The following is a 12,142-nucleotide window of genomic DNA, read 5'->3' as shown; positions in this document are numbered from 1 at the left end:
TGGTAAAGAAATGGTTATTCCCTTTATGAGGCAATGCGGTACTATACCAATCAGTATAATAAGTTGATCTACTCAGAGCGTTTTTGGCACGCTAATTCAAGGCAGGCTAATTCAAAGTGAGTAATGACATAATGGTTGTTCCCTTATGAGTTTATTCAACACAGAAGTAGCAAGCCAAAAACACTCCTTCAGGCGAGTTTTAGCGGCTCTGATGCTGCGTTAATGAACTTGAACGTAGTTTCACTATGCTCTTCATTCATTGCGAACCACATGGCCTAGTATGTTCCTGACATGCTTAAGGCATTCCCTCCATCCCTGGAGGTCAGATGTGGTGAATGTCATTACTGCACGACTATATGGATATAGGAGGTAGAGTAACGCAGGAGCAGTTACCGAGGAGCGTTTAATGACCTTACCTCACAGCCGCTAAACTTTCGCTGAGCGATCAAATCTTTATACTAATTGGTATTACACGGTCCTATAAACAACCCTTCAACTATCTAAAAGCTAAATCAAACCTTAACCTAGAGTGTGTTAGCTTTCTTTAGTAGAACTGACTTCGTAAAGCGAGCCCTTAGCAGGGCTGGGGCAAATAGATTTGTTTGGGATGGCAATGCGAAAGATGGCTAGGAGCAATGAGATCTGTTATCGAATGTAGATCATAAGTATTTCAAAATGAACTTATGACCTACAGAGTTGTTATTTAGTGAGCGTGAATGGAATCTCTTGTTATAAGCTTAGGTTCAAACACATTTTTAACTTCAAGATCGGTTTGCTTAAAGGTATTTTTGAGGATCCATCTTGCAGCCATCTGTCCCATAAGCTTAATTGGATAATCAATTGTGGTCAGCTTAGGGTAGATATACTGCGCTAAAATGATGTTATCAAATCCAATTATTGATAGATCTTGCGGAATTGATATTTGATGTTCACGAGCATAAGTCATGGCGCCAGACGCCATCTCATCATTTGCACAGACGAGGGCTGTAAAAGGCTGTTTATCTTTAAGCAGTTGCCTCAAACCATCACTACCACCGACTTCTTGGTAATCACCCTCATAGGTTAGTTTAGGGTTATAACTGACATTAAACTCTTCCAAGGCTTTTTTATGACCTTTTAAGCGGTCACTGGCATCCATCTTCCAGTTAGGGCCTGAAATGTAAGCGACCTGTTTGTGTCCTTGAGCGAGTACTGCTTTTGCTGCAAGGTAGCCGCCGAGTTCATTATCGAGGCTTATACAGTTATCAGCTATTGCCGGAATAAACCTGTTGATCAGTACAATGGGGACTTCATTGTTAACCAAATCAACAAGGTATTCATCTGACACCGCTTCAACATGTAAGATTAGCGCGTCACATCGGCGGCTGATAAGAAACTCAATTCCCTCTTTTTCAGTCTCCTCTTCGCTATGTCCCGCGGCAATGATGGCATGCTTTTGTGAACCACGAAGCTCTGCTTCAATGCCGCTAAGCATGGAACCATAGAAAGGGCCGTGTAACTCGGAGACCAAAATGCCGACACTATTTGAGCGATTAGAGGCAAGAGATTGTGCAATCGCATTAGGTCTATAGCCTAATTGGTCCATCGCATCTTGTACTTTCTTTAGTGTCTTTTCACTGACTTTAGCGTTTTTATTCATCACTCTTGATACTGTTGCGAGTGATACGCCGGCTAGTACTGACACATCGTAAATCGTTGCCATATATTCCCTATTAAACGCCTATCGACATCATTTACTTACTTTACGTGTTTGCGGCATTAAGTTCACTTTGAATTTGCTCAACTTTCTTGTCATCCAAGATATACCACTTCATCACGACTGCAACAAGTAAACTGCCGATTGCCGGATAAAGGGTGAATGATAACAAGATCCCTGATTTTGTTGCTTCTGTCTGCTCTACATCTGCTTGGTAGCCATAATAAGCTAATGCCCAGCCAGCCAGTGCGCCGCCAAGTGCTACACCGAGCTTAATGAAAAATATGATGGTTGAATAAACCATGCCGGTAATCCGTACTCCTGTTTTCCACTGGCCATAGTCGATGGCATCAGCCATTTTTGCCCACAGTAAAGGGGTGGCCATATCAAGGAAGAACTTCCACAAGAAGAATGCGATAAAGGCCATTATTATCTGATCGGCGGCAATAAAATAGCTCAGAATACAGATAATCGCTGCAATAATTTGTAATCCGATATATGCCTTTATCTTACACATTCTTTTTGCCAGTACTTGTGCCAATGCACAACCTAGCATACTGCCGACCATCCCCGTGGTCATAAAGGCAGTGATGAGATCTTCTCTTAGCAGAAAGTATTTAACGTAATAAACCGCGAGGGTGAATTTAAGCACCTGACCGGTCAGCAGAAATATCCCAGTAATACATAAAATTCTAGCTTGGTCATTCTGCCAAAGATGTTTAATCTCCACCCAAAAGTTAGCTTTTTGCGTCTTAGGAGCACTAATTCGTTCTTTCGTCCCTAAAAAACACAGCAGAAATAGCACTACGCCAAAAAGGCTCATGGCGGTCATGGTTAACTGATAGCCTTTGGCGGAATCTCCGTTACCGAACCACTCGACTAATGGCAGAGTACAAGAGGCAACAATTACGCCACCGAGCATGGCAAATACAAATCGATAAGACTGCACCGATACTCGCTCAGAGGGTTTTGCAGTCAGCACTCCACCTAAGGCGCAGTAAGGAATATTGATGGCGGTATAAACCATCATCAGTAGCGTATAGGTTACAAAAGCATAAATGAGCTTATTGCTGTCACTGAGATCGGGAGTCGTAAATGCCAATACACTAATAAGCCCAAATGGAATGGCAAGCCAAAGTAGGTAGGGGCGAAACTGGCCCCAGCGAGTGCGGGTTCTATCGGCAAGAGAGCCCATAAGCGGATCGGTAATGGCATCAAAAACACGCACAACTAAAAATAGTGTACCCACTGCTGCGGGTGATAAACCAACGACATCGGTATAGAAAATGAGTAGAAACATCATCACGGTTTGAAAAATGATGTTACTTGCTGTATCGCCTAAACCATAGGCAATTTTCTCTTTTACTCTAAGCATTGTAGCCTCATTATTTTTATTCTTTTTGGGTGCTTGCTTAACTAACTTCCCTACCGGTTAATAAATTGCAGCGGAGAAGTTAGAGAATGTAAGCTTTTTGAGTCTAATTTTAAAGCTTGTTATGTTCGGAGACTGATAAATTCTCGATAAGCTTTAGCGCTGTTTTTCAGTGTGCGTTGTTGAGTTTGATAATCAACGTAAACGATACCAAAGCGTTTTAAGTAGCCTTCAGCCCACTCAAAGTTGTCCATTAAGCTCCAAGCAAAATAACCTCTGATATCAACGCCAGCTTCAATAGCATCGTTTACCGCATTTAAGTGTTGATGGTAATACTGAGTGCGATCTTCATCTGCAATGCTGCCATCTTGGAGTTTGTCATCCATAGCGGCACCATTTTCAGTGATGTAAAGCGGCGGCAAGGGGTACAGACTGTTTAATGATACGAGCAGCTCTGATAGGGCTTTAGGGTAGATCTCCCAGCCAATATCGGTGTGGGGCACATCGGGCACAGTGACTTGCTCAAACTGGTTTTCAGCACAAGCTTTATAAACTGCGCGGGTATAGAAGTTAACGCCCATAAAGTCTAATGGTTGGGCAATGATCTCCATGTCACCAGGCTCTATTTGCGGTAACTCTTCAGTAGGTAAAGTGTCAATAATGCTTGGGTAACAACTGTCAAAAAGTGGCTTTATATACCATTGATTAAAATGGGCATCGGCAATGTTGCTAGCATTAAGATCTTGCAGCGAGTTTGACTGTGGATAGCATGGCGTGAAGTTAAGCACTATACCATTAAGTGCATTTGGGCTGTTTTTTTGCAGCACTTGCATCGCTAAACCATGAGCAAGCAGTAAGTGGTGCGCCGCTTTTTTTCCGAATGCTCGACTCTTTAAACCTGGCGCATGAATACCGGCTTCATAGCCTAAATAAGCACTGCAAAAAGGTTCGTTAAGTGTGGCGTATGAATGAACTCGGTCGCCAAATGCTGTTGATATTAGGTCGGCGTAATCTCGAAATTTGTAGGCTGTATCTCGGTTCAGCCAACCACCATTATCTTCAAGGTGTTGCGGTAAATCCCAATGATATAGCGTCACAAAAGGTTTAATGCCTTTTTCGATTAGCCTATCTAACAACGCTATGTAGAAATCAACGCCCTGTTGATTCAGTGCACCTTCTGCAGTGATAACGCGTGGCCAAGAGATAGATAGACGGTAAGCGTCAACATTCAAAGACTCTATTAGATCAATATCTTGTTGCCACAAATTGTAATGGTCGCAGGCTGTTGCACCGTCGGAGTTATCTCGAATTTTATTAGGCGTATTGCAAAAGGTATCCCAAATACAGGGAAGACGTGAATCAATACCACCTTCAATTTGAAATGAGGCGGTGGCGACTCCGTACACAAAGTCACGCTTTTGCATTTTTGAATTGAAAGGCAGAGAAATCTTCATGGCGATATTAGTTATTTCCTAATAGTGACAAAAAATACAGCGCAATCATTAAGGTCATTAGCCTGATGCATTATGCAGTTAAATAACATGATTGAGCCTAATAAATCATTACTGGTATTCACTATTGGCCGATATAGCGCAAGATTTCAGGCGAAGAAAATTGCAATATCAACAAACACTGTAGCAATGAAAGCGCTTACATATAATGTTAACAGAACAGTTGATCTTCGTTGTGTTTGTGTTATAAATGAAAGCGCTTACATTGAGATTAGAGCGTAACAGAAAAAAGGTCAACACATTTATTTAACATGTTTACCGCGTTGTTACTGTTAGATAGTAGAGAGGCAGATTAGCTTGTGTAAACGGCGATCCTGCCTAAATTACCGATATTGTAGCGATACTGGCTACACGCATAATAAGACTAATAAGGGGAGTATATGGCTAGTTCGCCAATAATGTCAGATAACAGTAGCTTGAATGAATCGAGAGGGACTGAAAAGCACACATTCGCGCTGGTATCGCTCACATCGTTGTTTTTCATGTGGGGATTTATTACCTGTTTAAATGACATTCTAATTCCTCATTTAAAAGCGGTTTTTTCTCTGAGTTACACTGAAGCAATGTTGATTCAGTTTTGCTTTTTTGGGGCCTACTTCTTGGTCTCTATGCCTGCTGGCTACTTAGTGAAAAAAATAGGTTACCAGCGAGGTATTGTCACAGGGCTTGTGATTGCAAGTTTTGGTTGTGCATTGTTTTATCCTGCAGCGGATCAGGCGGTTTACGGATTGTTTCTAGGTGCACTATTTGTTTTAGCTTCAGGAATTACCATTTTACAAGTTGCGGCTAATCCTTACGTTAATGCGTTAGGTACTGCTGAAACCGCATCAAGTCGCCTTAACTTAACTCAAGCTTTTAACGCACTAGGCACTACAGTCGCACCTTATTTTGGCGCAGTGCTTATTCTATCTGTAGCGTCAGGCGCTGGCAGTGAACTGAGCCATGCTCAAGCTGAAGCGGAGCAGGTTAAGCTGCCATATCTTTTGTTATCGGGGATGCTAGCCACGCTTGCGGTGATTTTCTCTAAACTCAAATTACCGGTTATTGAAGGGCATGGTGAGGTGCGTTCAGATGGCGAGGCCGTTGAGTATTTAGGAAAAACCAATGCCATTGGCCATCGCCATCTTGCACTCGGTGCATTAGCTATCTTTGTTTATGTAGGCGCCGAGGTATCAATTGGTAGTTTCCTTGTTAGCTTTTTAGGTGAAGCAAATATTGCTGGTCTTGAGGAGGCTGAAGCGGCGAAATACATTACCTATTATTGGGGCGGCGCCATGATAGGACGCTTTGTTGGCTCTGCGGTTATGCAGAAAATCCCAGCAGGAAAAGTTCTGGGCTTTAACGCAACCATGGCGGCATTGTTAGTTTGCGTAGCTATTGTGAGCTCTGGTGCAACGGCTATGTACGCCATACTGGCCGTTGGTCTGTTTAACTCTATTATGTTCCCGACCATTTTTAGTTTAGCACTGCAAAATTTAGGACCGCACACTTCACAGGGGTCTGGTTGGTTGTGTTTGGCCATTGTTGGTGGCGCGATAATACCCTTGCTGCAAGGTGTATTGGCTGATGCGCTTGGGGTTCAGTTGGCTTTTTTCCTGCCAGTACTGTGCTACGGCTATATTTTGTTCTATGGTCTTAAAGGAAGCCTAGTCGAGCAGGCTTCAAGCAAGGAGCAGGTGTAATGGCAAGTTTATTCTTGAGCAAGTTAACTCTCCATGCATGCCACTTAAAGGGAATTAAATAATGACTAACAGTAAATGTAATCAGCATTTAGATGCAGCTAGGCTAACAAAATCGAAATTTAGTTTATTGGTATCGGCGTTGATTTTATCAAGCGTGACGGCTTGTTCGTTAAAAGAGACTGAGCCCGCTGAGAAACGTGATGCTTCTGTTGTATGGCCTAAATTACAATTAGAAGTACAGCCAAATGCGCAGATGGAGCAAAAAATAGCGACAATGGTCAGTGAGATGACCTTGAAGCAAAAAGTGGCGCAGATGATCCAGCCTGAGATCCGCGATATTACCATTGATGATATGCGTACTTATGGCTTTGGTTCCTACCTCAATGGCGGCGGTGCTTTTCCTAACGATGATAAGCATGCTACGCCAAGCGATTGGATAGCATTGGCTGAGGCTATGTACCAAGCTTCCACTGATGATTCCATTGATGGTTCGACGATTCCGACAATGTGGGGCACTGACGCCGTGCACGGCCATAACAATGTGATAGGGGCGACGCTATTCCCGCACAATATCGGTCTTGGAGCGGCTAACAACCCACAACTCATTGAACAGATTGCGGCAATCACTGCAAAAGAGGTGATGGTTACGGGGATCGATTGGGTCTTTGCACCAACGGTTGCAGTGGTTCGTGATGACCGGTGGGGGCGTACCTATGAAGGTTACTCCGAAGATCCTGAAATAGTTGGTGCTTACGCTGCCTCAATTGTTAGAGGGTTACAAGGCGCCGCAGATGCAGACTTTCTCGGTGATGAAAGAGTGATCTCAACGGTAAAGCATTTTGTGGGAGATGGCGGCACGGTTGATGGTATCGACCAAGGCGACAATATCGCTTCGGAGCAAGAGTTATTTGATCTTCATGCCCAAGGTTATGTCAGTGGACTCTCTGTGGGTGCACAAACTGTAATGGCCTCTTTTAATAGTTGGAACGGGGTTAAAAATCACGGCAACAAATATCTTCTAACCGATGTGCTTAAAGAGCAGATGGGTTTTGACGGCTTTGTGGTGGGTGATTGGAATGGTCATGGCCAAATCCCTGGTTGCAGTAATGATAATTGCCCACAAACGATTAATGCAGGTCTTGATGTTTATATGGTGCCAACGGCAGCATGGAAACCGCTTTTTGAAAATACCGTGGCCCAAGTAAAGAGTGGTGAGATCCCAATCGCTAGAATTGATGATGCAGTAACGCGCATACTTAGAGTCAAAATGCGTGCGGGTCTGTTTGATAAACCAAGCCCTGCAAAGCGAACTCTATCAGGTAAAACTGCACTTATTGGCGCTAAAGAGCATCGAGAAGTGGCGAGACAAGCCGTTCGAGAGTCTTTGGTTCTACTGAAAAATAACCACAACCTTTTACCATTATCACCCAAACAAACTGTACTTGTTGCTGGTGATGCTGCCGATAATATCGGCAAGCAATCTGGTGGTTGGTCAATTACTTGGCAGGGCACCAATAACACTAATGCTGATTTTCCTGGTGGTAGCTCAATCTATGATGGGATAAAAGCTCAAGTAGAAAATGCTGGCGGAAAAACCATTCTTAATGTTTCTGGAGATTATGCGGTTAAACCTGATGCGGCAATCGTTGTTTTTGGTGAAGAGCCCTATGCTGAAGGCAACGGTGATATTGATAACTTAGAGTATCAACGTGGTAATAAACGTGATTTAGCCTTATTGAAAAAGTTGAAAGCGCAAGGTGTTCCAGTTGTCGCGGTGTTTATCAGTGGCAGACCTATGTGGGTTAACGCTGAGTTAAATGCGTCAGATGCTTTTGTCGCCGCTTGGCTCCCAGGTAGTGAGGGAGAGGCTGTTGCTGATGTTATTTTTGCTGATGCTGATAATGAACTGCAATTTGATATGACCGGCAAGCTGTCTTTTTCATGGCCAAGTAGTCCAACACAAACGGTAGTCAATCGCTTTGATGATGATTACCAGCCGCTATTTCCTTATGGTTTTGGTTTAAGTTACGGCGATGAGACAGAGCTTGAAAACCTAAGTGAAGTTGCTGAAGTTAGCAGTGATGAGCCACAAGCCATCGCTATTTTTACTCGCTCAGTACAAGCACCTTGGGTGATGTCGATAGGCAGTGATAATGAACAGATATCAGTTGCCAGCAGCGTGTTACAAGGCGAAACGGTCTATTTGCGTACTGTCGATAAAGTGGTGCAAGAAGATGCAAGACGTATAGAGTTTAATGGCAAAGGTGCTGGTTTTGTTCGATTTACGAGTAACTTCCCAAGAGATCTAAGGGCCGCAATTGATTCAAACTCGGCGCTGTCTTTTGCGGTGAAACTTGATAGTGAGCTTAGTGATGAAGTTTATGTCTCTATGGGTTGTGATATTCAATGTGGTAAGCCGTTAAATGTCAGCTCTTTACTCGCCGAACTGCCAAAGAACAGTTGGCAAACCGTCAGTATTGATTTGAAGTGCTTTAGCGACACTGGAGTCGACTTTTCGAGGGTCAATTCACCATTCTCACTGTCAACACCGGGGAAATTAACGCTGAGTATTGCTGATGTCGCCTTGCTGCCGCGAGTTGATAATCAACAAGCAAGTATTGACTGTCAGTGATTTGAGAAAGATAAGCCATTTTCTTATGTAGAGGGTGGCTGCTGTCTACATTTTTAAATATTGAGATGATTAACTTTGCAATTATTGTCAACTAACAAAGGCTGTGGCCCGCTCAGCACTCTGCCAGCCAATTCGTGTGCCATGGCGGTTTTTTTACTGCTATTAGCAGGGTGTCACTCGCAGGCTAAATTAGATGAAAAAGGTTGGCAGCTTATATGGAATGACGAGTTTGAAGGGACTTCCATTGATTTAAGTAAATGGAGCCATGAAGTTAATTGCTATGGTGGTGGAAACTCTGAAGCACAGTGCTATACCGCGAATGTCAGTAATAGTTATGTGGCAGATGGTTCGTTGCACATTATTGCGATAAATGAGCCGTACAGTGGACCGGCTGATAAAGATGATCATCCAAATTATTATGCTGACGATAAATCCGTGACTAAAGACTACACCTCTGCCAGGTTACGTACGCTCGGTAAAGGAGATTGGCGCTATGGTCGCTTTGAAGTTAGAGCTAAGTTTCCAAAAGGACAGGGAACTTGGGGAGCTGCTTGGATGTTGCCAACCGACTGGGTTTATGGCGAATGGGCCAGCTCTGGTGAGATTGATATCATCGAAGCGGTAAATCTTGGTACTGTTTCTGATGAATATCCCGCTAGCCAAAAACAGGCCGAAGCAAAGCTGCTCGAAACCAGAATTTACGGCACGTTGCATTACGGTAAAGAATGGCCTGAGAATGTTTATTCTGGCCAGTCTTACCGTTTAGCTGCTAATGAAAATCCAGCCGACGGATTTCATGTTTATGCTATTGAATGGGAGCAAGGTGAGATCCGTTGGTACATGGATGGTAAGCACTACGCTACACAAACAGCCAAGGGCTGGTATAGCGAATCGGCAGTTGGAGTGCTGGCTGAAAGTGATGCACCGTTTAATCAGCGTTTTCACTTTATTGTCAATCTAGCCGTTGGTGGCGATTGGGCGGGTAAGGTTAATGAGAAGGGGATCGATGCGTCTGTTTTTCCACAAACTCTCGAAATTGACTATGTACGTGTCTATCGCTGTTCAAAAAACGTTGCAACCGGCCAAGGCTGCGCTAACGTTCAAGCAGATGCCGTGATGGTAAAGGGGAAGCTTGATGAGCGTTAATTTAGAACGAGTGTGAAGATACGCGATAAGCACAGTTTGGCTTGAATACGATTGCAACATAGCACTAACACTTTTTTTGTATCAGCGAGTGGCTTAGTATCTTCTAGACCTAAAGTGCGTAATTGGTTATTAATTTTTGCTTAAAGTCAGTGGCATAATAGTCGGCTAGGCATTTTGCATATATATAGAGAGAGTACTTTGAGGCAGATTGAGACAAAAACATCGGCATTTAACCAGAACAATATTGGCTTCGAGCCTGACTGGTTAGCTGCAATCGTTGATATTGCCGTTGCCGCAGGAGATGCGATTATGACGGTTTATGCCACTGATGATTTTGAGGTTGATGTTAAAACTGATGATAGTCCTGTTACCGCCGCAGATCTTGCTAGCCACAACGTGATAGTGGCAGCGCTTAGTGAATTAACACCCAATATTGCAGTGATGTCTGAAGAGTCAACGACATTAGCATGGGAAGAGAGAAAGCTTTGGCAATCTTACTGGTTAATCGATCCGCTTGATGGCACTAAAGAGTTTATCAAGCGCAATGGTGAGTTTACCGTCAATATCGCTTTCATTCACCATGGTCGAGCGGTTGCTGGTGTGGTTTACGCACCTGTTTTAGATAAATGCTATTTTGGCAGCCATACTGCTGGTGCTTGGTTGAAACATGCTGGCGTTGAGCAGTCTTTGGTTAAAAAACCTGTCGGAAATAAATCGGTACCTAGGGTTGTCGGTAGTCGCTCTCATATTAGCCCTGGTTTACAGAGCTATCTAGAGACACTTGGCGAACATGAAATGAAAAGTGTTGGTAGTTCACTTAAGTTCTGTTTGTTGGCCGAAGGTGAGGCAGATATATATCCAAGACTTGGACTCACCAGTGAATGGGATACAGCGGCAGCGCAGGCTGTGTTGGAAAGTGCAGGTGGAAAAGTGCTGCAATATGGCAGCGATAGGGCACTTGATTACAATCAAAAGTCAGATATTTTGAATCCATATTTTATTGCTTACGCACCTCATTGGCGTGAGTAAGAAGGTTTAATTGGTATCTTGTATAAGCTTGGTGCCCTAATAATATAACTAGAGAAATGATCAGTATGATTATGGGAGAGGCTTAAATGTTACGAATTGGCATCGATCTTGGTGGAACAAAAATAGAGTTAGTTGCATTAAGTAGCGAAGGTGAAGAGCTTTTTCGTAAACGTGTACCGACTCCTCGGGAATATGTGGCGACATTAGATGCAATAGAATCGTTAGTCAATGAAGCTGAGTCTTTGCTTGATGACAAAGGTACTGTTGGCGTTGGGATCCCCGGTGTTGTCTCTCCGTACTCTGGTCTAGTTAAGAATGCCAATTCAACTTGGATTAATGGTCATCCTCTGGATATTGATTTGGGTAAACGACTTAACCGAGAGGTAAGAGTCGCCAATGATGCTAACTGTTTTGCTGTATCTGAAGCGGTCGACGGCGCTGCTGCAGGCAAAGGGGTAGTGTTTGGGGTGATTATTGGCACTGGCTGCGGTGCCGGCCTTGCGATAAACGGCAAAGTGCATGGCGGCGGAAACGGTATTGGTGGAGAGTGGGGACATAACCCTCTGCCTTGGATGACGGCTGATGAGTTCAATTCAACTAAATGTTTTTGTGGTAATCAAGACTGTATTGAGACCTTTATCTCAGGTACAGGCTTTGTGCGCGATTACAAGCAAGCAGGTGGTGATGCGCCAAGTGGTATTGAGATTGCTCAGCGAATGGAGAAGGGTGAACAGCTCGCTACAGAGGCGTTTGAGCGATATATCGACAGACTCGCTCGTTCATTGGCTCATGTGATCAATATTCTTGATCCTGATGTCATTGTCTTGGGTGGTGGAGTGTCAAATATTGAAGCTATCTATCCGCTGCTTCCAAACATCTTGCCAAAGTATGTGCTTGGCGGAGAATGCCGCACACCTGTGGTGCAAAATATCTACGGCGGCTCATCGGGAGTGCGCGGGGCTGCTTGGTTGTGGAGTAAAAACGAAGCTTAATTACTGTATATAGGCATCAGTCGCTGAATAATCCTCGAGCCATATGATGACTCTCATTGTATGGCTTTTTGTTTATCTGTTT

At 43.7% G+C, this 12,142-nt stretch carries 8 protein-coding genes; 5 read left to right on the top strand and 3 right to left on the bottom strand.

Annotated features, from left to right (window positions below; translation table 11 throughout):
* Nucleotides 1-703 precede the first annotated feature (703 nt).
* The 3 genes from AB4135_RS10285 to AB4135_RS10275 form a co-directional block, all read right to left on the bottom strand.
* On the bottom strand, nucleotides 704-1,702 hold the full coding sequence (locus AB4135_RS10285; protein WP_371992575.1) for a LacI family DNA-binding transcriptional regulator: 999 nt from the start codon (nucleotides 1,700-1,702) through the stop codon (nucleotides 704-706).
* A gap of 40 nt (nucleotides 1,703-1,742) precedes the next feature.
* Nucleotides 1,743-3,071: a glycoside-pentoside-hexuronide (GPH):cation symporter gene (locus tag AB4135_RS10280; protein ID WP_371992573.1), complete on the bottom strand. Its 1,329-nt coding sequence runs from the start codon at nucleotides 3,069-3,071 to the stop codon at nucleotides 1,743-1,745.
* Nucleotides 3,072-3,190: 119 nt separating this feature from the next.
* Nucleotides 3,191-4,522 carry a GH1 family beta-glucosidase gene (locus tag AB4135_RS10275; protein ID WP_371992571.1) on the bottom strand — a complete coding sequence of 444 codons (1,332 nt, stop codon included), beginning with the start codon at nucleotides 4,520-4,522 and terminating at the stop codon, nucleotides 3,191-3,193.
* A 437-nt stretch (nucleotides 4,523-4,959) separates the two neighbouring features.
* Between AB4135_RS10275 and AB4135_RS10270 the strand changes: the two genes are divergently transcribed.
* From AB4135_RS10270 to mak, 5 genes are all read left to right on the top strand, one after another.
* Nucleotides 4,960-6,261, top strand: a complete 1,302-nt coding sequence (locus AB4135_RS10270) for a sugar MFS transporter (RefSeq protein WP_371992569.1) — start codon at nucleotides 4,960-4,962, stop codon at nucleotides 6,259-6,261.
* A gap of 61 nt (nucleotides 6,262-6,322) precedes the next feature.
* Nucleotides 6,323-8,893 (top strand): exo 1,3/1,4-beta-D-glucan glucohydrolase, encoded by a 2,571-nt coding sequence (locus AB4135_RS10265; protein ID WP_371992567.1) that lies wholly within the window; start codon nucleotides 6,323-6,325, stop codon nucleotides 8,891-8,893.
* A 75-nt stretch (nucleotides 8,894-8,968) separates the two neighbouring features.
* A complete protein-coding gene (locus tag AB4135_RS10260; protein ID WP_371992565.1) occupies nucleotides 8,969-10,039 on the top strand; it encodes a family 16 glycosylhydrolase in 1,071 nt (356 codons plus the stop codon).
* 207 nt (nucleotides 10,040-10,246) lie between these two features.
* Nucleotides 10,247-11,068, top strand: a complete 822-nt coding sequence (gene cysQ / locus AB4135_RS10255) for a 3'(2'),5'-bisphosphate nucleotidase CysQ (RefSeq protein ID WP_371992703.1) — start codon at nucleotides 10,247-10,249, stop codon at nucleotides 11,066-11,068.
* Nucleotides 11,069-11,154: 86 nt separating this feature from the next.
* Nucleotides 11,155-12,060, top strand: a complete 906-nt coding sequence (gene mak / locus AB4135_RS10250; RefSeq protein ID WP_371992564.1) for a fructokinase — start codon at nucleotides 11,155-11,157, stop codon at nucleotides 12,058-12,060.
* Nucleotides 12,061-12,142: the final 82 nt, after the last annotated feature.

It is taken from the genome of Shewanella sp. 10N.286.54.B9 (genome assembly GCF_041468565.1).
Lineage (GTDB): Bacteria > Pseudomonadota > Gammaproteobacteria > Enterobacterales > Shewanellaceae > Shewanella.
Note: the sequence above shows the minus strand (reverse complement) of the source record. Positions and strands in the feature narration are given on the sequence as shown.

Coding starts and splice junctions, on each gene's coding strand:
- AB4135_RS10285 (WP_371992575.1), bottom strand. CDS start 1,702: ATGGCAACGATTTACGATGTGTCAGTACTAGCCGGCGTATCACTCGCA.
- AB4135_RS10280 (WP_371992573.1), bottom strand. CDS start 3,071: ATGCTTAGAGTAAAAGAGAAAATTGCCTATGGTTTAGGCGATACAGCA.
- AB4135_RS10275 (WP_371992571.1), bottom strand. CDS start 4,522: ATGAAGATTTCTCTGCCTTTCAATTCAAAAATGCAAAAGCGTGACTTT.
- AB4135_RS10270 (WP_371992569.1), top strand. CDS start 4,960: ATGGCTAGTTCGCCAATAATGTCAGATAACAGTAGCTTGAATGAATCG.
- AB4135_RS10265 (WP_371992567.1), top strand. CDS start 6,323: ATGACTAACAGTAAATGTAATCAGCATTTAGATGCAGCTAGGCTAACA.
- mak (WP_371992564.1), top strand. CDS start 11,155: ATGTTACGAATTGGCATCGATCTTGGTGGAACAAAAATAGAGTTAGTT.